This is a genomic window from Catenulispora rubra (assembly GCF_015356825.1).
Lineage (GTDB): Bacteria > Actinomycetota > Actinomycetes > Streptomycetales > Catenulisporaceae > Catenulispora > Catenulispora rubra.
The window spans coordinates 13,043-34,964 of the sequence record NZ_JAACYW010000075.1 but is presented as its reverse complement, the minus strand read 5'-3'; the positions used below and the strand labels follow the sequence as shown (position 1 = coordinate 34,964).

Here is a 21,922-nt window from a genome sequence, read left to right as displayed (position 1 = left end):
GGCCCTGCTGGTCCTGTTAGTCCTGCTGGTCCTGCTAGTCCTTGACCGCTCCGGCGGTCACGCCGGCGGCGACGTAGCGCTGGGCGACGACGAGCAGGACGGTGGCCGGGACCGACGCCACGACCGCGGTGGCCATGATGGCGTTCCACTGCTGGTTGTTGTTGCCGATGTAGTGGTAGATGCCAAGGGTGATCGGCTGCGCGCCGCCCTCGCTGTCGAGGGTGTTGGCGAACATGAAGTCCGACCACGCCCACAGGAAGGCGAACAGCGACACGGTCACGACGGCGTTGCGGCTGACCGGCATGACGATGGACCAGAACGTGCGCAGCTGCCCGGCGCCGTCGGTCTTGGCGGCCTGCAGCAACTCCTCCGGGATGCCCGACATGAAGGCGGCGAACACCAGCGTGCCGAACGGGACCGCGATCGTGGAGTCGGCCACGATCAGCCCCGGCACGCTGCCGAGCAGGCCCAGGTTCAGGTAGATGGCGTAGAAGCCCATCGCCATGATGATGCCGGGGATCATCTGCGCGATCAGCAGCGCGAAGCTGAGCAGGCCGCCGCCGCGCGGCCGGAGCTTGGCCAGCGAGTAGCCGGCCGGCGCCGCGACCGCCACGGTCAGGACCACCGTCCCCAGGCCGACGAACAAGCTCGTGCCCAGGTACGGCATCTGCTGGTGCAGTACGGCGCGGTAGCCGTCGAGGGTGCCGTGGACCGGGAACCAGTTCGGCGGGGTCTTGCGCATGTCCTGATCGCGGGTCAGGGACTCGTTGACCATCCAGTAGACGGGGAACAGCATCAGCGCGGTCAGCACCAGGCCCACGCCGGTCTTCCACCACGTCGTGCGGGGAGCACGGAGAGCACGGGAAGCGCCGGGGCCTCGAACGTTCTGCATCACGCCTCCCGCTGCTTGCGCTGCGCCCGGATGTAGACCAGGCCGAAGGCCAGCGCCATCACGACCAGCAGGTTGCCGACCGCCGCCCCGGGCCCGAACTCCGGCAGCAGGTTGCCGAAGCCCAGCTGGTAGGACCACGTCGCGAAGGTCGCCGAGGAGCCGGCCGGGCCGCCCTTCGTCATGATCCAGATGATGTCGAAGACCTTCAGCGTGTAGACCAGCCCGAGCAGCAGCGTGATCGCCGCGACCGGGCGCAGCAGCGGGAACGTCACCTTCCAGAACCGCTGCCACGCGCTCGCGCCGTCCAGCTCCGCGGCTTCGTACAACTCCGGCGAGATCGCCTGCATGCCGCTGTAGAGCATGACCAGGTTGAAGGGGATGCCGATCCAGACGTTCGCGATGATCACCGAGGCCAGCGACCACTTCGGGGACGTCAGCCAGTCGATCGGCGCGATCCCCACACTGTGCAGCACGTGGTTGACCACGCCGGAGTCGCTGTTGAGCATCCACGACCACGTCGAGGCCGACACGATCAGCGGCAGCAGCCACGGCACCAGGAACAGCGCGCGCAGCGTCGCCGACAACCGGAAGTGCCGGGTGAAGAACACCGCCAGCCCCATGCCGATCCAGAACTGGAACAGGATCGACACGCCGGTGAACACCAGCGTGTGGATCAGCGCCGGGCCGAAGGCCGGGTCGCTCAGGATCTTGCGATAGTTGTCCAGGCCGGTGAACGGGGCGCCGCCGTGGACGAACGAGCGCACCGTGTAGTGGTGCAGGCTGAGCTCGATGTTGCGGTACATGGGGTAGGCGTAGAAGGCCACCAGATACACCGCGACCGGGGCGAGGAACGCCCAGCCCGCCCAGTTCGCGGAGGTGAGGCGGGGACCGGACGCGGGACCGCGGCGCAGGGCGGTGAGGACCGCCCCGCGCGCGCCCCGCACGCCCTTCGCATCCGGTACAGACCGCGCTCCGGCCTGTGTCGTGGAATTCATGGGCGTTGTGGAATTCATGAGCGTCGTGGAGTCCATGAGCAGGTGCCTTGGATGTCCGGCGTCACTTGGTCGCCGCGGCGGCGGCGTTCTGCGCGGTCGTCATCGCGGCCTGCGGGGAGGACGAGCCGCTGAGCGCCGCCTGCACCGCGGTCCACATCGGCTGCGAGATCTTCGGGTACTTCGTCCCCAGGTCGTCGCTGGTGCGGCCCTTGGCTGCGGCGACCGCGGCCACCCACGGCTGCAGGTCGGGATTGGCGGCGACCTGCTTGGCCTGCACGGCCGGCGTGGCCGCGACGTAGGACAGCGTGGTGTCGGTGGCCTGCGCGTTGTCGGCGCTGGTCAGGCAGGCCACGAGCTTCTGCGAGGTGGTGTAGCGGTCGGTCTTGTCCTGGACCGGGATGGTGACGAACTCGCCGCCGGTCGGCGCCGCGGCGGTTCCGCCGGTCATGGCCGGGATCGGGATGATGCCGTAGTCGAACCCTGCCTTCTTGGCGTTGGCCAGCTGCCACGTACCGTTCTCGCTGAACGCGTACTGGCCGGTGGCGAACTCCTGCCAGCTGGTCGTCTGGGTGTTGTTGATGACCGAGTTCGGCGCGTAGCCCTTCTTCAGCCAGTCGGTCCACAGCGACAGCGCCGCGACGCCTTGCGAGGAGTCGAGCTGCTTCAGGTTCGCCCCGGCGCCCCAGAACCACGGCAGGAACTGGAAACTCCCCTCCTCGGTGCCGATCGCCGAGAACGTGATGCCCTTCTTGCCGGCCGCGTGGACCTTCGCCAGCGCCGCCGTCAGCGAGGGCCAGTCCTTCACCGAGGCGATGTCCACGCCGGCCGCCGTCAGCACGGCCTTGTTGTAGTAGAGCGCCAGGGTGTTGGCTCCGATCGGGACGCCGTAGGTCTTGCCCGCCAGCTGCCCGGCCGCCAGCAGGTTCGGCGCGACGCCCGAGGTGTCCAGGTGCGTGGTTCCGGTGTCGGTGACGACTCCGGCGTCGGCGAGCGTGGAGACCACCGGGTTGTCGACGATCAGCACGTCCGGGGAGTTGCCCTGCTGCGCGGCCAGCAGGACCTTGGTGGTCAGGTCGGTGGTGTCGAAGCCGGTGCGCTTGACCGTCGCCCCGGCCTGGGTGCCGCACTTGCTCAGCAGCTGGGACCAGGCCGAACCGCTGTCGAACTGCGGGTAGGGGTCCCAGACGGTGAAGGTGCCGCCGGCCGCCGCGCCGCCGGACCCGGAACCGGACCCGGAACCCCCGGCGCCCGTGGAGCTCTTGGACGCCGAGCAGGCGGCGGCCGCGCCGGTGATCGCCAAGGCCAGTCCGACGGCGGCGAGCCGCCGGGTTATGGAATGTGATTTCATAGTCGTTCCCTTTCGATCCGCCGCCACCAGGCGGCTGACGGACTCCGCATTGCCGTGCGGAGGATGGGATTTCTGGGTCGCGCGAGCGCCGGGAGAACGCCTTGCGTCAGTGCTCTGAGATGCCGTCTGACAGTCGCCTGCCGGATGACTGTCAGTGAGCTGTCAGTGCTCTGATGCGGGGGCGGGCCCGGTGCTCGCGCGCAGGGAGACCGGTGGTGCGAGCAGGACGTGCCGGGGCGGCGCGTCGGGGGTGGCGAGCAGTTCCAGGAGCAGTTCCACCGCGACCCGGCCCATTTCGGCGGCCGAGACGTCGGCCGCGGTCAGCTGCGGCGTGACCGCGGTGGCCCAGCGGCTCAGGGCGATCCCGGTGACGGAGAAGTCCAGCGGGACCTTGCGGCCGTGTGCGGCCAGGCCCCGGTAGAGACCGCCGAGCGCCGCCTCGTTCACCGTGACCAGGGCGGTGGTGTCCGGAGCGGCGGCCAGGATCCGGCCGACGGTGTCCTCGCCGGAGGCCGCGTCGTCGCCGCACAGGTAGGCCGTGCCGACGACGCCCTGCTCCCGGCAGGCGGCCTCGAACCCGGTCAGGCTGCGGTGCGCGGACTCGTACCCGGCGCGGAACAGCCGCTCCGAGCGGTTGACGAACGCGATCCGCCGGTGGCCGAGGTGCGCCAGGTGCTGCACGCACGATCTGACCAGCGCGGTGTAGTCCATGTCGACCCACCGGGTGTGGTCGGGCTTGCCGGTGCGGCCGATGGTGACGAACGGGAACCCGGCCTCGGCCAGGTAGTCGACCCGCGCGTCGTCCAGCCGGATCTCCATCAGGACCGCGCCGTCCACCCGCCGCTCGGCGACCAGGCGCCGGAGCCCCTGCTCGTTGTCGCCGACGGACGCAGCCAGCAGCACGTCGTACCCGAACCCGGCGGCGGCCTCGACCAGCGAGCCGATGAAGTCCAACTGCATGTCGGTGTAGTGGCTGCTGGCCGGCGGGAACACCAGGCCCAGGGTGTGGGTCTGGCCCGAGGACAGCGCCCGCGCGGTGGCGCTGGGCTGATAGTCGAGCTCGTCGATCACCGCCTGGATCCGCGCCCGGGTCTCGGGCGAGATCGACCGCTTCCCGGACAGCGCGTAGGACACCGTGCTGCGGGAGACTCCCGCACGACGAGCGATCTCACCGATGTTCACGCGACTCTCCGATGGCGACAAGGACGGGCTGAAATCGAACCGGTTCGACCGGCGAGTTGAAGCGAGAGTAGGCGCGTCGGCTTCGTGTGTCAATCATGTGAACAGCGAGCAAGCCGAGCCCTGACGACCTGGTCGCCCCGGGGGCGTTGACAGCCGGGGGCCGGCGGCCTAGGTTCTGACGAACCGGTTCGACGAGATGGTCGACCGCAGAGAGGCGCGGCCACGGAAGGTGGCGCAGGCGCGCGCGATCGGCGCGCGGTACGGCGAAAAAGGGCGCTCCTGCTTTGTGTGTGGGTGCTGGTGCTGGTGTCGGGTGGGTGTGGCGGGTGCGGTTGGTTTGTAGGTTTTAAGGGCTTTTTACGGCTTCGCGCATGGTTTGATGGCCTCGCGGGGGACGCAGTTCGGTTGAGCGAGTCATTTCGCGCTGGCGGCCGCCGGTTTTCGCGAATACAACCACGCGGCGGTCTGAGTCACTGCGCACACGTCGTGCGGGCGAGCGTCTGACACGCGACCGCCACCCGACACCAGCACCCACACACAAAGCAGCAGCGCCCAAAAAGCACGAGGCACGGCCAGCCGCCCGCCGGCCGTGCCCCTGACGGGTCAGGTCACAGACTCCGGCTCAGCCGCTCGGTCAGCTGCCGGGCAAAACGCGCCGGATTCGGCAGGTCGCCGCCTTCGGCGAGTAGGGCGGTGCCCAGGATGATCTCGGCGAGCTCGGGGAGCGCCGGGTCGTCGGGGTTCTTCTCGTGCGCGGTGCGCAGGCCGCTGATCAGCAGGTGGTCGGGGTTGATCTCCAGGATGCGCTTGACCGGGGGCATCTGCTGGCCCATGGCCCGGTACATCTTCTCCAGCATCGGCGTCATGTCGCCGGTGTCGCCGACGACGCAGGCCGCCGAGGTGGTGAGCCGGGAGGACAGCCGGGCGGCTTTGACGTGCTCGCCGAGGGTCGCGGCCAGCCAGGGCAGCAGGGCGGCGAAGTCGGCCTCGCGCTTGCTCCGCTCCTCGCCGTCGCCCTCGTCGGTGTCGGCGTCGAGGTCGACCTGGCCCTTGGCGATGGACTGGAAGCGGTGGCCGTCGAACTCGGTGATCTGGTCGACCCAGACCTCGTCGACCGGGTCGGTGAGGATCAGGACCTCGTAGCCCTTGGCCGCGAAGGCCTCCATGTGCGGGGAGTTCTCCACCGCCGCACGGGTGGCGCCGGTGAGGTAGTAGATCGCGTCCTGGCCGTCCTTCATCCGCTCCACGTACTCGCGCAGCGTGGTGGGCTTCTCGGCGTCGTGCGTGGAGTCGGCGCCATGGGTGGAGTCAACACAGATCAGCTCCAGCAGCGCCTCGGTGTTGTCGGTGTCCTCGATCAGGCCTTCCTTGAAGACCCGGCCGAACTGGTCCCACAGCTTGGCGTAACCCTCGGCGTTGTCCGCCTGCATGTCCTTGACGGTGCCGAGGACCTTCTTCACCAGGCGGCGGCGCACGCCGCGGATGTGCCGGTCGTGCTGCAGGATCTCGCGGGAGATGTTCAGCGACAGGTCGTGGGCGTCCACGACGCCCTTGACGAAGCGCAGGTAGTTCGGCACCAGCGCTTCGCAGTCGTCCATGATGAACACCCGCTTGACGTACAGCTGCACGCCGCGCTTAGTCTCGCGGGCGAACAGGTCGAAGGGGGCCTGGGAGGGGATGAACAGCAGCGCGTCGTAGGCGAAGGTGCCCTCGGAGCGCATGTGGATGATCTCGGCGGGGTCGGTCCAGTCGTGGCTGATCTGCTTGTAGAACTCGTGGTACTCGGCCTCGGTCACCTCGCTGCGGGCCTTGGCCCACAGCGCCTTCATCGAGTTCAGCGTCTCCGCCTCGGTGACGGTCACGCCGTCTTCCCCGCCGCGCTCGACCGCCATCCGGATGGGCCAGCGGATGAAGTCCGAGTACTGCTTCACGATGGCCCGGATCTTCCACTCGGCCAGGTAGTCCGCCAGGCCGTCCTCGCCGTCGGCGGTCTTCAGCTGAAGCGTGACCTCGGTGCCCACCGGCAGGTCCTCGGCCGTGGAGATGTCGTACGTGCCCTCGCCGTCGGACTCCCACAGGGTGCCCTCGGCGGTTCCGGCGCGACGCGTGCGCAGCGTGACCTTGTCGGCGACCATGAACGCCGAGTAGAACCCGACGCCGAACTGCCCGATCAGGCCCTGCGCCGCCTCGGCGTCCTTGGCCTGCTTGACCTTCTCCAGCAGGCTCGCGGTGCCGGACTTGGCGATGGTGCCGATCAGCTCCACCACCTCCTCGCGGGCCATGCCGATGCCGTTGTCGCGCACGGTCAGGGTGCGCGCGTCCTTGTCGACCTCCAGCGTGATGTGCGGGTCGGAGGTGTCGGCGTCGAGGTCGGAGTCGACCAGCGACTCCAGGCGGAGCTTGTCCAGGGCGTCGGAGGCGTTGGAGATCAGCTCGCGCAGGAAGATGTCCTTGTTCGAGTAGATCGAGTGGATCACCAGCTGCAACAGCTGGCGGGTCTCGGCCTGGAACTCCAGGGTCTCGGTGCTGCTGGCCACCGGGCGGTTCTCCTTATGGGGTGTCGATTTCGGTATCGGTATTCTGGTGTCTGTGCTGGTGTCTTCTCACGGCCGGGTCGGCCAGCGGGTGCCCAGCAGATCGGCCGGATCGAGGTGACTCAGGGCGTTGCGGAGGGCGGCCAGGTCGGCGGCGGCGCCGGCGCCGAAGGCGCGGGCGGCCTCGATCAGCTCCGGTTCCCAGCCCGCTATCTGCGTGCGCAGCTCGCGCAGCTGCGACGTCCGCACCTGTCGTCATTTCGATGACACGTTATATCAGGGCTCGTCGTCGAGTCGATCCACGAGGAGAATGACGCCATGAGCGATCTGGCGGAGCTTGAAGAACGCGTCGCAGTGCTCGATGCCTGCGTCGAGCCCATCGCCACGCGGCCGGTGGACCTCACCGACCCCGACTGGGTGCCGAAGATGCGGCAGGGCCCGCATCCGCTGGACGAGGCGGGGATCCGTCCGGAGGCTGAGGCGGCACTGCGGGACGTGATCTCCTGTTACGCCGAGGGCCACAAGCAGGTCCGGGCCGAATTGCGCGCACTCCTGGAGCGGTATCACTCGTTCTGCTGGGCCACAACGCTGCCCTTCGAGCCAACGCCCGAGGGCTTCCGACAGCGGCTGCTGGAGATGTCCGCCAAGGACCACGACGGCGACACGCGGGACATGATGCTCACCCTGAACGATCTGTGCGGGCAGGCGCGGGACGCCGGTGTCGACCTCCGGCCGCTGCTGTTGGACGTGGCCGACATCTCCAGCGACGTCGACATGTACGGGATGGGCTCGATGCGGGACATCCTGCTCCGAGCGGCCGGACGAGAGCCGGTCGGGCTCTGGTAGTCCCCCAGCCCGCCTAGAGCTCCTGCGGCTCCCAGTCCGCCACCAGGTCCAGCAGCCCCGGGAACCGCTCCTCCAGGTCCTCGATCCGCACCTGGCTGCGCCGCTCCAGCCCGTACTGCCGCTGCCGCGTCACACCCGCCTCGCGCAGCACCTTGAAATGGTGCGTCAGCGAGGACTTCGGCCGGTCGAAGCCGAACCAGCCGCAGGTGTGGTCGAAGGCCTCGGCCGCCAGCAGCAGCCGCTGGACGATCGTCAGGCGCAGCGGGTCCGACAGCGCCGCCATCACCTGCTCCAGACGGATGTCGTCGCGCGCCGGCTCGTCGAGCGGCTCCGGCGCGTCCGGGCGCGCCGGGAACGTCGCGAACCGGTGCGCGGCCCCGGATGTCGCCTCGGGCCTCGCGGCGCGTGCCTTGGTGCCTGTCACGGCTGACTCCTCGCTCTCAGTACGAGTTCTATCGTACAGTGTCGCCTGTTCGAAGAAACTCGTACTACATTCCGGGGGCAGCCTCATGCCTGAAGTCCTCTCCTCCACAGCGCGACAGGTCCGTCAGCGGCCCGAGCGCGCCACAGCATCCGTCGGCTCGATCCTGACCGCCGCCTGGCCGATCACCGCAGTGTTCGTCCTGTCGAACGCCGCCACCCCGCTCTACGTGCTCTGGCAGCGCTCCATGGGCTTCTCCAAGGGCACGCTCACCGTCATCTTCGCCTTCTACATCGTCGGCCTGCTGGCATCGCTCCTGGTCAGCGGCATCGCCTCGGACCGGTTGGGACGCAAGGCGGTCCTGATACCGGCCCTGCTCCTTGCGCTGGCCGCCTGCCTGGTCTTCGCCACGGCCACATCCGTGGTCGCGCTCATCGTGGCCCGCCTGTTCACCGGGATCGCGGTCGGCGCGGTGGTCAGCGCCGGGATGGCTGCGGTCTCCGACGTCGCCGGGCCCGAACGCCGGCGCCAGGGCGCGCTGCTCGCCTCGTGCGCGATGGTGTTCGGCGCGGGGCTGGGCCCGCTGGCGGCCGGGATCCTGGCGCAGACCGTCGCCGGACCGACGGTCACCGTCTTCGCGGTGGAGGCCGTGCTGTTGCTGACGGCGCTGGTCGCCGTGCTGCGACTTCCGCTTCCCAAGCCCGCGCGCGCTGCACACACCGCGCCAGCCGCACGCGCCGCAGGCACCGGAGGCACCGCAGGCGGCAGTTGGATCCGCATCCCCTCGGTCCCGCCCCACGGCCGCGTGCCGCTGCTGCACGGCATCGCCGCCTTCGCCCCCGGCATCACCGCGACCTCGTTCGTCCTCTCCCTCGGCCCCTCCCTGCTGGCGAACCTGCTGCACTCCGGCAGCCGCATCCTGGCCGGCTGCACCGCGTTCGTGATGTTCGCCGCCGCGACCGGAGCGCAGTTCGCCGTCCATCGCCTCAGCCGCCGCCGCATCCTGTTGGTCAGCCTCGGCGCCACGACGCTGGCGATGGCGGCGCTGGCCGGCGCGGTCACCGCCGGCTCGGCACCGCTGCTGTTCACCGCCGCCATCCTGGCCGGCGTCGGCCAAGGCCTGGGCCAGCTCGCCGGCCTGTCCCTGCTGAACGCCACCATCCCGGCGCGCCGCCTGGCCGAGGCCAACGCGGCCCTGAACGTCGGCGGCTACCTCGCCGCCGGAACCCTGCCGGTCGCGGCCGGATACCTCAGCGACGCGGTCGGACTCAGCACCAGCGCGTCGGTGTTCGCAGCGGTGCTCGCGGCGCTGGCAATCGGCGGCGCGGCAGTCGTGGTGGCGACACGGCACCGGGTCGAGGAACCCGCCTAAACCGAACGGAATCAGGAGTCTTCTTCACTTCACCAGCCGACGAGCGCCGAGGCGAAGAACCCAAGCGTGCGGCCGACCTCCGCGAGGCTGGGAGCACGGTTGAGGTGCCCGTGCAGCATCCCCGGTGCGAGATACCTGCGCACGGGCACGCCGGACTCTTCGAGCTGCTTCGCGAGCAGGTCGCCGGAGGGCCGCAGATCGTCGTATTCGGACACTGCGATAGCAGTCGGCGCAAGACCCGCGAGGTCGGCCGCGCCAGGAAAGGCCAGCGGCGGCAGCACGGATAGGCGGCCGACGTAGTTGTGCACCATCTGCTCGATGTCTGAGGCAGGGTGCCGCAGTACCGACGACAGGCCCAGCATCTCGGCAGCCGCCTCGCCCTCCAACGCCGGAACCGGGAAGTGCACGAAGGGATAGGCGAGCAGCAACCGGTCCGGGCCCCGCCGGCCCTGGTCACGCAAGCGGATCGCGGCGGCCAGGGCCAAGGCCGCGCCGGCGCTGGCACCGCCGAGCGCGACGATTCCGGGCGGCAGCAGCGAAGCGCCCTCGCCCTCGGCGAGCCACAGCCATGCGGCATGGACATCGTCAACGGGCACCGGATAGCGAATGGCCTCCGTCGCAAGCCGATAGCCGACGGAGACCACGAGCGCGTCGGCCCGGAAGGCGAGCTCGGCCGACACCCGATGCGCCTCCGGCATATCGAGCTCGCCGCCGGTGAATCCGCCGCCGTGCACCCACACCAAGGCGCGCCGTGCCTCACCGCGCGGGCGGTAAACACGAAGGCTGATATCGCCGTGCGGCCCCGGGATCACGCGATCCTCGATCGCGACGTCCGGCATCCCCGGCCCGTCGGGGTCGGCGAAGAACTCGGTGAGCCGCGCCGTGTGGTCCGGATTCTGCCACGCGGTCTCCCATGTGACGCCGTCGAGAAGATGCGTCTTGGCAGCGAGGAACGGATCGAGCGGCACACCTTCTCCTCAAACGATGACCACCGCGCGCGCCTGTCCTCAGCTCCAGGCGCACGCGGTGGGCTCGGGGTGGGGTCAGGACAGCGTTCCGGTGACGGTGCTGCCGGACTTGGTCACGTAGTACGTCGCGGTGGCGCCGCTCCAGAAGTGGAACGTGAGCGTCACGCGCTTGCCATCGGTGAGCGAGGCCAGATATGCGGACGGCAGGACGATGCCGTTGTTCGCGTAGTCGGCCGAGAACGACGAGTTGTACGCCTGGTACGCGGTCCACGTCGCCTGGCCGGCGTTGGTGCCGTCGGCGTAGACGGACTGCATCATGGACAGCGTGTCGCCGTTGAACTGCGTGGGGATGGTGAACGCGCTCGACGTGCCGCCCGTCGCGGTCGCCGCCGTCAGCGCGGGCTGGGCGTTGGTCACGATGTTGATCTGCCACGGCAGGCCGCGCGAGAAGTGCGCCGACAGCGTCGCGTTCACGCCGTAGGCCGGAGCGCCGGCCTGCGTGGTCAGCTTGGTCAGCAGCGCGGCCTTGAGCGTGAGCTGGGTGCCGCTGACGGTGTAGTCGCGGCCTTGGTGCAGCAGCTGGTGCCCGTTGTAGAGCGCTGTGAACTTCAGGCCGTTCAGGTTGAGCGTCAGGCTCTGGTCGGCGACCGGGCTCGCCTTGGGCACGTACACCGTGTCGTTGGACGCGGTGCCCGAGCACCTGGTCCAGCTCGCCTGCTCCGCGGCGAATATGGACGGCTCCAGCGGCTGCAGGGTGGTGCGGTCCAGGATGCGGCCGCCGTCGTCCCAGTAGCTCAGGGTGATGCCGGTGGTGCGCGCCTCGTAGCCGAGCAGCTCGTAGTACTTCAGCACCTCGCCCTGCTCAAGGCCGCCGAACGCCTTGTAATCGTTGTACAGACCGACCTCGCCGGCGTAGACCGGGATGCCCTTCGCCACGAACTCGGTGTGCATCAGGTTGAAGGCGTCGAGCATGTTCTGCTGCGAGGTGGCGTCGAAGGTGTTCACGCCAGCGATGTTCACGCCGAACGGCCAGTAGCCGTAGTAGTGGAACGAGGCGATCAGGTGCGAGTCGTGCAGTGAGGCGATCTCGGCGGACAGCGCGTCGTCCAGCGGCTGGGAAGCCGTGTCGCCGAGGGTGGACAGCATCAGATAGCGCGTGGAGTTCGCGCCCGGCGTGCCGCGGACGATGGTGAAGAAGTCCGTCTGGAGTTCGTTCAGAAGCGTCTCGCCCTGGGTGTCGGTGACGCCGGCGAACGACTGCTCGTTGTCGGCTTCGAAGACCAGAGAACGCGGCTCGTCCTTGAAGGCGCCGGCGATCTGGGTCCAGATCGCGTCGTAGTGCGGCCGCACGGTCGGGTCGGTGGCCATGTTCGTGATCCACTGCCACGAGTCGTGGTGCACGTTGACCACCACGATCAGGCCGTCGGCCTGCGCCCAGTCGGCGACCTGCTTGACGCGGGCCGTCCAGGCCGGGTCGATGGTGTAGTCGGGGGCGGCGCCCTCGTGCCCGCTCCAGGTCACCGGAAGCCGGATGCTCTTGTAGCCGAGGGACTTGATCTTCTGGAGGTACTGCTGGTTGATCAGCGGGTTGCCCCAGGAGGTCTCGGTCGGGATGGCGTCGAGCGTGTTTCCGATGTTGTAGCCGGGCTGCATGTCGGCGACGAACCGCGTCGCGGCGTTCGACGGCCCGGCAGTGCTCTGCGAGGCGGTGATAGCGCCAGCGGCGTTCGCCGGGAGCGCGGCCGCGGAGACGCCGGCGAACAGCAGGCCGGCGAGGCCGACGACGGTCACGCCGGACCGCCATCGGGTTCTGGAGAAGACAGCAAGCCGCATGGGACCTCCAAGGTGAGCGCGGGGACTTGTGAGGCAGAAAGCTTTCGCTAGTATGAAGAGAAAGTTTCTCCCTGCCTTGCGCGACGGAGGCTACTAGCCGCTTGGCGGCACGGCAAGCTTCCCGACAGTTTCGGAGACCCCTGATGACGAACTCTGTGTCCCGACGCACCGTGCTCACCGGCACGGCGGCGACGTTGACCGCCGCAGGCATCGCTGCCGGCGCAGAAAACCCTGCTGAAGCTTTCGCAGACGCCGCCCACACTCCGCACGCCATCGACGCCATCGACGCCATCGACGCCATCGACGCCACGGACGCCACGGACGCCGCCACGCAGCCGAATCCGTTGGTCCCCCTGCGGATCCCGAAGCTCGACCAGGGGATGTGGCAGCAACCCGACGCGACGATCCAGTGGCTGCGCGACACCCGCCTGGGCATGTTCATCCACTGGGGCGTCTACGCCGGCCCGGCGCACGGCGAGTGGTACATGCACTCGGCCGCCATCACACCCGCTGCGTACCAGAACTTCGTCACGCAGTCCTCGCCGCAGCAGTTCACCGCCGACGCCTATCAGCCCACTGACTGGGCCCGGCTGGCCCAGCAGCTCGGCGCCGGCTACACCGTGCTCACCGCCCGGCACCACGACGGCTTCGCGTTGTGGCCGAGCAGCTACCCCACCAGCTGGAACGCGGGGCAGGCACCGTTGAAGCGCGATTTCGTCAGGGAGTACGTGTCCGCGGTGCGCGCCGCAGGACTGCGGGTCGGCCTCTACTACTCCCCGATCAACTGGCGCTACCCCGGCTACTACGACGTCACCGGCACCCACTGCGCCGCCAACCCCTGGGGCTACACCACCGACCCGGCGCACCACGAGAACGCCCGGCTGATGAAGGAGGAGGTGTACCAGTGTGTCAAGGAGTTGGTCACGCAGTACGGCGCGCTGGACGACTTCTGGTGGGACGGCGGCTGGCTGGCCGAGCAGGGCTCTGACGCCGACGCGTCGTTCTTCTGGGAGCCGGGCCGCTACCGGGACTCCGGCAACGGCTGGCAGGTGGACGCCGCCTACGGCGCGACGGAGACGGGCACCGGACTGCCGCTGGGACTGACCGGCCTGGTGCGCCAATCCCAACCGACGGCGACCACCACGCCCCGATCGGGCTGGATCGGCGACTACGACGTCGACGAAGGCGGCGCCGTGCCCACCGGCCGCCTGCGGTCCGGCCACCTGGTGCAGAAGACGTTCAGCGTCGGCAGCACGTGGGGCTACAACTCCGACGGGCACGTGATGAGCTACGCCGACGCGATGGCGCTGCTGGTCAACAGCTTCATCCGGGACATGTGCGTGCTGATCAACGTGGGACCGGACCGCCACGGCACCGTCCCGGCCAACCAGGCCGCGCTGATGCAGCAGCTCGGCACGTTCATGAAGGCCAACGGCGAGGCGGTCTACAACACGCGCGGCGGACCGTGGGACCCGGTGGACGGCCAGTACGGCTTCACCTTCACCGCGAACACCGTCTACGTCCACCTGCTGCCCGGCTACTCCGGAAGTACGTTCACCACGCCTGCGCTCGGCGACGCCCACGCGGTGCGGGCCTACGACGTGGTGTCGCACGCCCCGCTCGCGCTCAATACAGGCAGCAGCACCGGAAATCAGGCCACGATCAGCGGCATCGACCGCACCCGCTACCCGGACGACACCGTGATCGCGATCGTCCTGGACCGAACCGTCATCCCCACCGGCATCGCGCGCGGTCGCGCGACCAGCGCCGACAGCGTCGAAACCGCGCACGGAAACCTCGCCGCGAACGCCGTGGACGGCGACACCTCCACCCGCTGGTGCGCGGCCGACGGCGCCACCGGCCACTGGCTGAGCGTCGACCTCGGCAGCGTCACCACCGTGACCGGAGCGCGCGTCGCCTGGGAATTCGCCGGCCACCGCTACGGCTACCGGATCGACGCCTCCCCCGACGGCACGTCCTGGACCACCCTCGCCGACCTGACCGCGACCACCAGCACCGCCCAGGTCCAGACCGTCACCTTCGCCGCGGCCACACGCCACCTCCGCATCACGGTCACCGCCCTGGACACCGGCTGCTGGGCTTCGATCCGCTCGTTCGAGGTCTACGACCGACCGTTCTTCGATCCGTCCCTGTAGGGTCCCGGGCTTGGCCTAGAACTCCCAGGTGCGGAGCCGCTCGACAACGCTCACGTCGCCGCCGAGCTCGAGCGTGTCCAGCGGGATCCGGTCGTAGGACACGAGGATCACGTCGCTCGCCGTGCCTCGCATGAAGGCGGTGGCGGCTGAGCCCGCGTCGGCGTCCGACAGCTGGCGCACGCTCGAGCCGTCGGCGGACAGCGTGAGGCGCCAGGAGTAGCCCTCGGTGATGTGGACGTCGACGGTGGCGGGCTCGTGCGGCCAGGGCGTCTCGGTGGTGCCGCAGGTCGTGCTGAACTCCTCGACACCGTCGACCGCCACCTCCTCCGGCAGGGCCGGCGGCTGTGCGACGCCGCCGGCGAGCTGGGCGTCGTAGGTGTGGACCGCGGCTTCCTGCACCTGGTGCCGGGCGACGGCGCCGGAGGTCTCCGGCGACTGGGTGTCGCCCCACCAGGTCCAGCAGCCCCGGTCCGGGCCGGCCTCGCGCAGCGTGTCCACCAGCTGCCGGGTCGACTCGGCGAGCCAGTCGAGCAGGGCCTCGCGCTCCTCCGGCGCCGACTCGGCCGCCGTCTGCCAGGTCCCGGGCGGGGGCGCGTCGGCCGGACCGGCCGCGACGATGCCGGACCACCGGCGCTGCACGCCGCCCAGGTGCCGCGCCAGGACCGTCAGCGTCCACCCGGGGCAGCCCGCGACCTCCGCGTCGAGATCAGGCGCGGCCTGCACTGCGGCACGGAAGGCGGACGAGCGGTCTTCGATCAGCTTGAGCAGCTCAGGCAGCTCGGGAGTCGTATGCACGACGGATGTCTACCAGCGATCTCCACTGGCGGCCACTGGTTAAAGGCTGATCAGACCCAGGGACCGCAGGTAGGACCACAGGGCTTCGGGAACGCTCGCCCGGTACAGCTCGATGTTCCGGGCCACCTGCTCAGAGGTCCGCATACCGAGCGTGACGTTGACGACAGCGGGGTGCGTGAACGGGAAGGCGATGGCCGCGGCGGGCAGCGTCGTCCCGTGTGCCTCGCAGACCTCCGCGATCATCTGGGCGCGGGCGACGAGCTCTGCGGAGGCCTCCCGGTAGTCGTACTTCATCCCAGCCGCCGGATGCTCGGTGGCCAGCAGACCGGAGTTGAAGACACCGGCCGCGACGACGCTCTTGCGGTGCTCGAGCGCAGCCGGCAGCACGTCGTCGAGGGCGCCCTGGTCGAGCAGGGTGTACCGGCCGGCCAGCATGACCACGTCCGCGGGGGTCTCCCGCAGGAAGCGGGTGAGCATCGCGGACTGGTTCATCCCGGCACCGATCGCGCCGATGACGCCCTCGTCGCGCAGCTGAGCGAGAGCGGGCATGGCCTCCTCGGCCGCTTCGCGCCAGTGCTCGTCGGGGTCGTGGACGTAGACGATGTCGAGGCGATCCGTACCGAGACGGTCTAGGGACGCCTCGATGGAGCGCATGATGCCGTCCCTGCTGAAGTCCCACTGCCTGCGCACCGTGTCAGGGACCGCGAAGCCGTCATCGTCCTGACCGCTGGGCGCTTCGTTGGGGACGAGCAGGCGGCCGACCTTCGACGACAGCATGTACTCGTCGCGGGGATGCTCGCGCAGCACCGCGCCGAGGCGGCGCTCCGACAGTCCGAGTCCATAGTGCGGCGCGGTGTCGAAGTAACGCACGCCTGCGTCCCAGGCCGCGACGATCGCAGCCTCGGCATCAGCGTCGGAGACCTCCCGATACAGGTTCCCGATCGGCGAGCCCCCGAAGCCGAGATCGGTCAGGGCCAGCGGCGTGTTCGTGACCTCTCGGCGGTTCATCGGCCCAGCCACCCGCCGTCGACCGGCAGGATCGTGCCGTGCACGTACGCGGCGGCGTCCGAGGCGAGGAAGACGGTCGCGCCGGCCAGGTCGTCGGCGCTCCCCCAGCGGCCGGCCGGGATGCGCCCCAGGATCGCCGCGCTGCGTTCGGCGTCGTCGCGCAGCGCCTGGGTGTTGTCGGTGGCGATGTAGCCGGGAGCGATGGCGTTGACGTTGACGCCGTGCGGCGCCCACTCGTTCGCCAGCGCCTTGGTCAGCCCGGCGATCCCGTGCTTGGCGGCGGTGTATCCGGGCACGGTGATGCCGCCCTGGAAGCTGAGCAGCGAGGCGGTGAAGATGACCTTGCCTCGGCCGCGTTCGATCATCCGCTCCCCCACGGCGCGCGTGAGCACGAACTGCGACGAGAGGTTGACCTGCAGGACCACGTCCCAGTCGGCGTCGGAGTGCTGGGCGGCGGGAGTGCGGGCGATGGTGCCGGCGTTGTTGACCAGGATGTCGACCGGACGCTCGCGACCGGCCAGGTCCGCGCCGAGTGCGGCGACGGCGGCCGGATCGGAGAAGTCGGCCTGGATCGCCTCGAAAGTGCGTCCGGCGGCGGTCACGTCCTTCTCGACGTCGCTGCCGGCGCTCTCCAGGTTCGCGCTCACGCCGATGACGTCGGCCCCGGCCTCGGCCAGTGCGCGGGCCATGGCCCGGCCGATGCCGCGGCGCGCGCCGGTGACGACGGCCAGGCGTCCGGTCAAGTCGAATCGGTTCGTGCTCATGCCGAGCCTTCCGAGGAGGAGTCGGTGCAGTCCACCAGGACCTTGACGTCGTGACCGGCTTCCAGCGACTGGAAGGCGCCGAGCGCGTCGGCGAGCGGCACGACCCTGCTGATCAGCTGCTCGGCCGGGACGGTGCCCTCGGCGACTAGGCGCACAGCGGTCTCGAAGTCCTCGCGGTCGTACAACCGCGCGCCGATCAGCGTCAGTTCCCGCCAGAAGAAGCGGTGCAGGTTCACCGGCCGGGGCCGGGGGTGGATGGCGACCAGGCACAGCCGGCCGCGCACCGCGAGCACGTCGACCGCGGTCTGCACGCCGGCCTCGGCGCCGGAGACTTCGAACGCGACGTCCGCGCCGGCGTCGCCGGTCCAGTCGCGGACGCGCTCGAGCACGTCGCCGTCGGCCGAATCCGCGCTGGGGTCCCACGTCCGCAGCCCCAGCTGTTCGGCCAGGCGCCGACGATTGGCGTTCGGTTCCACTATCCGTACGTCCCCGCCGGCGGCTCCGGCGACCAGGGCTATCAGCATGCCCACCGGCCCGGCGCCGACCACGACGACCCGGTCGCCGTCGCGCACGCCGGCGCGGCCGATGTCGTGGACGGCCACTGCCGTGGGTTCGACCAGCGCCGCCCGGTCCAGCGGCAGCGACTCCGGCAGCCGGACGAGCGTCGAGGCGGGCACGGTCCAGCGCTGCTGCATCGCCCCGGGCGAGTCGATGCCGATGAAATCAAGGTTCTGGCACACGTGCCGATGCCCGCGCAGGCAGGCCGGGCAGGTGCCGTCCCAGCGCAGCGGCATCACCGTGACCGGGTCGCCGGGCGCGAAACCCTCGACCCCCGGGCCGACGCGGACCACCCGCCCGGACATCTCGTGCCCGATGACGGCGGGCGTCTTGACCCGCGCGTCCATGTCGCCGTGGAAGATGTGCAGGTCGGTGCCGCAGATCCCGACGTAGGCCGGGGCGAGTTCCACCTCTCCGGGGCCCGGGGCCGCCGTTTCGGCCGGGCCGGTCGTCAGGGTGCGCGCGGCGGTGTACCGCACGGCCAGCGGGGTCGTCATGGTGTCAGGATCTTTCTGTGGGAAATGGTGGCTCTGCCCGGGGCCGGGGGCGTCGGTCACGGCCCCGGACAGAGGTCGGGTGCGGCGGATGGTCAGCCGAGGTTCCATTGCTGGTTGCCGCCGCCGTCGCAGGTCCAGAGCTGGACCAGGGTGCCGTTCGCCGTCCCGCCGCCGCTCACGTCGAGACAGAGGCCGGAGAAGGCGTTGGTGATCGTGCCGTCCGGATTGAGGTTCCACTGCTGGTTGACCTGGCCGGTGCAGGTGTAGACGACGGCCTGGGTGCCGTTGGTGGTGCCCCAGCCGTAGTCGTCCAGGCACAGCTGGCTGCTGCCGCTGAACAGGGTGATCTGGCCCGACGCGGTGTGTGTGAACGTCTGGTTGCTCTGGCCGTTGCAGTCCCAGATCTGCTGCTGGGTCCCCGGCGTCGTGCTCCAGTTGTTGTCGTCCAGGCACTTGCCCGCGCCGACCGCGTGGACCGCGGCGGTGCCGGTGCCGCCGTTGGCGGTCACCCCGGCCTGCGCGATGACCTCCGGCGCGCCGTCGATGTAGAGCTGCCGCGAGTCGGCTCCGACCGGGACCGACGCGGCGTAGATGTTGTTCGCCTGCCAGCGGACCGTGTGCCCGTTGGTGCCCGAATCGGCGCTGCCGAGGCTGAGCGGCGAGGTCAGGCGGTAGGCGCCGCCGGCGAGCTGGACGACGATGTCGCCGGTCATGTTCGTGTCGATGGCTTCGACCGAGGACCGCGCCTGAGTCAGGGAACACGGAGCGGCGGACGTGCAGGACGTTCCGTTGCCGGTCGGCGAGGCGTAGAGCGTGGTGGTGGCGGCCTGCGCGGCGCTCGGGGCGACGACGGACGCACCGGCGGCAACAACGGCGAAGGCTGCAGTGAGGGCGGTTCTCGTCGGTCTCCGGCGGTGGCCGGAACGGTTGGGCAAGCCGGACATCATGATCCTCCTTCGGGCTGGCCGTGCGGAATGTTAGCGGTCACACACGTGGTTCGTCGCTGAGGTGCCAGATCTCCGGCAGGTCCGACCAGCGGCTGCCTTCGGCGGAGTCCGGCCACGGGATCTGGCAGGGGTCGGTGAAGGTCCACCACCGCTGTGTCTCGGGGTCGGCCTTGATGATCTCCTCCAGGTCGGCCGCGAAGTCCGCGCCGTGGTACTCGTAGTAGGCGAAGAGCATGTCGCCGTGGAGGTAGATGCTGTAGTTGCGGATGTGCGCCGCGCGCAGCGCGGCCTCGACACCCGGCCAGACTTCGCGGTGCAGGGCGAGGTATTCCTCGCGCAGCTCTGGCCGCAGCCGGGCCACTTGGGCTATGCGTTGCATGTCAGGGCTTTCCTATCGAGTGGGTGTCGGCCGAAGAGGCGGCGCGGACTCCGTACACGCGTTCTGCGTTGGCGGACAGCATCGCGTCGGCGGTCGCCGCCAGATACGCGTTGAGCGCTTCCAGGACCGGTGCGAACCAGTCCTCGTAGGAGGTGACCTGCGTCATCAGTTCGGTGGCCAGGCCGGAGAGCTTGACCACGACGTTGTCGTGCTCGGCCAACCGCCGCAGCGAGCCCGACCGGCTCGGGCTGCTGGTGTTCTCGCACCCAGGCATCGAACGGCAGTCCGGCGGCGCAGAGTAGGCACGCCCCGTCCCGCAATCCCGGATCGGCCAAGAAGCCCGCCGGCGCGTCCTGAAGACTGCGGCGCGCCGACGACGTACGGGTCGTCCGAGCGGCGGCCGATCGCACAGCGCACCGATTCCGGATCTTCGAGCCGGACACGCGCGACGACCCGGACCAGCCCAGGGTCCTGATGCTCCGTGGTCACTCCGCGCCGTCCGTCTGCGCGGGCTCGGCGTCGAACGGCGTGCGATAGGACGGTTGGCGGGTGCGCAGCTCCAGGCGCAGCGTCAGCCGCACGCGCGTGGAGCGGGGCAGCTCGACGGTGAGCCACGGACCGCCGACCTCGGCCGACTCCGACGTCTCGGCCGGCTGCCGGTGTCCGTAGTCATAGAGGTCGCCGATCCACGACGGGTCCTCGCAGGCCGTGTACTCGACGGCGGCGATGGTGTGCTCTGCGAAGGCCCCGGCCTGCACGATCACCGTGCGCGCCTGCTCCGGGTCGAGGTTCACCAGCTCCACGACGGTCGCCTGCGGATCGATGCTGGACACCAGCGCCGCGACCGACGGCGGCAGGCCCGGACGGCGCGATTCGGCGTCGTAGTAACGCACCCGCGCCTGCTGGAGACCGCCGTTGTACAGCACCTGCGGCCCGCCCCAGGTGAGCTGGACCAGGGCCTCGGTGGCCACCGGGTTCGACTGCTGCCACAGGTGGATGTCGGCCTCGGGCACGTCCAGGTCCCGGTACCGCTCCATGCGGGTCAGGCGGTGCCGCACCTGGGCCTGCGCCGTGGCCAGGATGCGCTCGGGGTAGCCGGGGTCGTCGCCAGTGAGGAAGGCGAACCAGGGCTCTTCGTGCCCTGATTCCTCCTTGCTGCGGAACGGCCGGATGACGCTCCAGTCGATGCCCGAGGCCTCGCGCAGCTGCTCGATGCGCGCGCGGTCGGCGTCGGAGGCGGTGTGGTGCCAGAGCGCGGCGGGCACGACCGCCGGCATCGGGTTGTAGTCGAACCAGCCGTCGTCGCCGTGCCGGTACGGGACGTGGAAGGTCGGGGTCCGGACGTCGTCGAGCAGCTGGATGGTCCACTTGGACTGCAGGCTGGAGTCCGCGTCGGCGAACGTCATCGTCTTGCCGTGCGCGATGACCTCGTCGAGGGTGGGGCCGACCAGGTCGAGGTAGGAGTCGTCGCCGGTGACGGTGGCGGCGGCCAGGGCCGCGACCGCCGCGGCGGGTCCGACGCTGTGCCAGCCGTGCGGCCAGTTCCAGCCGTAGTGGCCGCCGTACCAGCGGCCCTCCAGAAGGCCGCCGACGGTTCCGTCCGGGGCGACGTTGTCGGGTATGACGCCGTCGTTGGCGGCGGCACGCTCCCGCCACGCGCCGACGTACTCGACGATCCAGTCCCGGTAGCGCTCCTCGCCGGTGAGGATCAGGGCATTGAGGGCGAGGTTGGTGGCCGCGAGGTTGACCGCGGTGTCGCCGACCCCCGTACGCAGCCGCATCTGTTCGCCCAGGCGCGGATCCTTGTCCAGCGGCGGGGTTTCGGCGCCCGCGGGCAGGATCCAGTTCAGGGGGAAGCCGTACATCTCGGCTTCCTTGGGCAGCCACGGGTAGCTCTCGCCGTCGAACAGGCCTTCCCGGTCCGGGTCGCTGCCGTTGTGCGGGCGCCGGATGATGCGGTGTTCGGCGTCGTAGTTGCGGTGCACCGGGTCGATGTAGAGCTCTGCGAAGCGGACCGCGCGCTCGCGCCAGCGGTCGGGCGCGGCCATACACAGGAAGTAGAACAGCAGCAGGCTCTCGCCCTGGTGGAACCAGTCGTATCCGCGCTCGTACTCGTCGCGCAGCATGCCGAGCTCCGTGAGCTGGCGGGTCACGCCCTCCCAGTGCCGCTCGGAGGCGGCGAGCAGGTCGTCGGCGCCGCCGAGCAGATACAGCTGCGGCCAGTTGAAGAAGACCTCGTAGAAGTCGTCGCCGCCGTCGCGCGTGGAGAGCGTCCCGTGGTATCTGAGCTCGCCGCCGGGGCCGGTGAAGTCCTCGGCGAAGCGCCGCCACGACCGGTCCAGCAGATCGAACAGCTCGCGCTCGGCCAGCGCCCAGCCGGGAGGCTCGAGCACCGGGACAGAGGCTTTGATGACGGGATGCATGAAA

Annotated in this window: 20 protein-coding genes; 3 read left to right on the top strand and 17 right to left on the bottom strand. The window is 69.9% G+C overall.

Annotation, left to right across the window (positions count from 1 at the left end; all coding sequences use genetic code 11):
* Positions 1 to 34: 34 nt before the first annotated feature.
* The 6 genes from GWK61_RS21740 to GWK61_RS56690 all read right to left on the bottom strand — a co-directional run bounded on the left by GWK61_RS21740 (position 35) and on the right by GWK61_RS56690 (position 7,200).
* A complete protein-coding gene (locus GWK61_RS21740) occupies positions 35 to 892 on the bottom strand; it encodes a carbohydrate ABC transporter permease (protein ID WP_194910849.1) in 858 nt (285 codons plus the stop codon).
* Positions 892 to 1,887, bottom strand: a complete 996-nt coding sequence (locus tag GWK61_RS21735; RefSeq protein ID WP_194910847.1) for a carbohydrate ABC transporter permease — start codon at positions 1,885 to 1,887, stop codon at positions 892 to 894. Before GWK61_RS21735 ends, GWK61_RS21740 begins: the two co-directional genes overlap by 1 nt.
* Before the next feature lie 61 nt (positions 1,888 to 1,948).
* The gene (locus tag GWK61_RS21730) at positions 1,949 to 3,235 is read right to left on the bottom strand and encodes a sugar ABC transporter substrate-binding protein (RefSeq protein WP_194910845.1); all 1,287 of its coding nucleotides are present in this window, start codon (positions 3,233 to 3,235) and stop codon (positions 1,949 to 1,951) included.
* 162 nt (positions 3,236 to 3,397) lie between these two features.
* A complete protein-coding gene (locus GWK61_RS21725; protein WP_194910844.1) occupies positions 3,398 to 4,417 on the bottom strand; it encodes a LacI family DNA-binding transcriptional regulator in 1,020 nt (339 codons plus the stop codon).
* A 608-nt stretch (positions 4,418 to 5,025) separates the two neighbouring features.
* A complete protein-coding gene (gene htpG, locus GWK61_RS21720; RefSeq protein ID WP_194910842.1) occupies positions 5,026 to 6,954 on the bottom strand; it encodes a molecular chaperone HtpG in 1,929 nt (642 codons plus the stop codon).
* Between the two features lie 66 nt (positions 6,955 to 7,020).
* Positions 7,021 to 7,200, bottom strand: coding sequence for a hypothetical protein (locus GWK61_RS56690; RefSeq protein WP_228562701.1), 180 nt, complete (start codon positions 7,198 to 7,200; stop codon positions 7,021 to 7,023).
* Between the two features lie 69 nt (positions 7,201 to 7,269).
* Between GWK61_RS56690 and GWK61_RS21710 the strand changes: the two genes are divergently transcribed.
* On the top strand, positions 7,270 to 7,797 hold the full coding sequence (locus tag GWK61_RS21710; RefSeq protein WP_194910840.1) for a hypothetical protein: 528 nt from the start codon (positions 7,270 to 7,272) through the stop codon (positions 7,795 to 7,797).
* A 13-nt stretch (positions 7,798 to 7,810) separates the two neighbouring features.
* Here the strand turns inward: GWK61_RS21710 and GWK61_RS56685 are convergent, their stop codons facing one another.
* Positions 7,811 to 8,221 (bottom strand): ArsR/SmtB family transcription factor, encoded by a 411-nt coding sequence (locus GWK61_RS56685; RefSeq protein WP_323747683.1) that lies wholly within the window; start codon positions 8,219 to 8,221, stop codon positions 7,811 to 7,813.
* A gap of 85 nt (positions 8,222 to 8,306) precedes the next feature.
* On the opposite strand from GWK61_RS56685, the gene GWK61_RS21700 reads away from it, so the two are divergent.
* Positions 8,307 to 9,590, top strand: coding sequence for an MFS transporter (locus GWK61_RS21700; RefSeq protein ID WP_194910835.1), 1,284 nt, complete (start codon positions 8,307 to 8,309; stop codon positions 9,588 to 9,590).
* A gap of 29 nt (positions 9,591 to 9,619) precedes the next feature.
* On the opposite strand, the gene GWK61_RS21695 is transcribed toward GWK61_RS21700, so the two are convergent.
* Both GWK61_RS21695 and GWK61_RS21690 read right to left on the bottom strand, forming a co-directional pair.
* A complete protein-coding gene (locus tag GWK61_RS21695; protein WP_194910834.1) occupies positions 9,620 to 10,558 on the bottom strand; it encodes an alpha/beta hydrolase fold domain-containing protein in 939 nt (312 codons plus the stop codon).
* A gap of 75 nt (positions 10,559 to 10,633) precedes the next feature.
* Positions 10,634 to 12,349, bottom strand: coding sequence for a cellulase family glycosylhydrolase (locus GWK61_RS21690; RefSeq protein ID WP_323747682.1), 1,716 nt, complete (start codon positions 12,347 to 12,349; stop codon positions 10,634 to 10,636).
* Positions 12,350 to 12,534: 185 nt separating this feature from the next.
* On the opposite strand from GWK61_RS21690, the gene GWK61_RS21685 reads away from it, so the two are divergent.
* The gene (locus GWK61_RS21685) at positions 12,535 to 14,547 is read left to right on the top strand and encodes an alpha-L-fucosidase (protein WP_194910830.1); all 2,013 of its coding nucleotides are present in this window, start codon (positions 12,535 to 12,537) and stop codon (positions 14,545 to 14,547) included.
* Between the two features lie 15 nt (positions 14,548 to 14,562).
* Here the strand turns inward: GWK61_RS21685 and GWK61_RS21680 are convergent, their stop codons facing one another.
* The 8 genes from GWK61_RS21680 to GWK61_RS21645 form a co-directional block, all read right to left on the bottom strand.
* Positions 14,563 to 15,342: a maleylpyruvate isomerase N-terminal domain-containing protein gene (locus tag GWK61_RS21680; RefSeq protein ID WP_194910828.1), complete on the bottom strand. Its 780-nt coding sequence runs from the start codon at positions 15,340 to 15,342 to the stop codon at positions 14,563 to 14,565.
* Between the two features lie 39 nt (positions 15,343 to 15,381).
* On the bottom strand, positions 15,382 to 16,350 hold the full coding sequence (locus GWK61_RS21675) for an aldo/keto reductase (protein ID WP_194910826.1): 969 nt from the start codon (positions 16,348 to 16,350) through the stop codon (positions 15,382 to 15,384).
* The gene (locus GWK61_RS21670) at positions 16,347 to 17,114 is read right to left on the bottom strand and encodes an SDR family oxidoreductase (RefSeq protein ID WP_194910824.1); all 768 of its coding nucleotides are present in this window, start codon (positions 17,112 to 17,114) and stop codon (positions 16,347 to 16,349) included. The genes GWK61_RS21675 and GWK61_RS21670 overlap by 4 nt, the downstream gene beginning before the upstream one ends.
* A complete protein-coding gene (locus tag GWK61_RS21665; protein WP_194910822.1) occupies positions 17,111 to 18,169 on the bottom strand; it encodes a zinc-dependent alcohol dehydrogenase in 1,059 nt (352 codons plus the stop codon). Before GWK61_RS21665 ends, GWK61_RS21670 begins: the two co-directional genes overlap by 4 nt.
* A 92-nt stretch (positions 18,170 to 18,261) precedes the next feature.
* Positions 18,262 to 19,113: an RICIN domain-containing protein gene (locus tag GWK61_RS61550; protein WP_323747681.1), complete on the bottom strand. Its 852-nt coding sequence runs from the start codon at positions 19,111 to 19,113 to the stop codon at positions 18,262 to 18,264.
* 40 nt (positions 19,114 to 19,153) lie between these two features.
* On the bottom strand, positions 19,154 to 19,495 hold the full coding sequence (locus tag GWK61_RS21655; RefSeq protein ID WP_194910817.1) for an L-rhamnose mutarotase: 342 nt from the start codon (positions 19,493 to 19,495) through the stop codon (positions 19,154 to 19,156).
* 1 nt (position 19,496) lies between these two features.
* A complete protein-coding gene (locus tag GWK61_RS21650; RefSeq protein ID WP_194910815.1) occupies positions 19,497 to 19,769 on the bottom strand; it encodes a hypothetical protein in 273 nt (90 codons plus the stop codon).
* 211 nt (positions 19,770 to 19,980) lie between these two features.
* Positions 19,981 to 21,918 (bottom strand): DUF8034 domain-containing protein, encoded by a 1,938-nt coding sequence (locus GWK61_RS21645; protein WP_194910813.1) that lies wholly within the window; start codon positions 21,916 to 21,918, stop codon positions 19,981 to 19,983.
* Positions 21,919 to 21,922 lie beyond the last annotated feature (4 nt).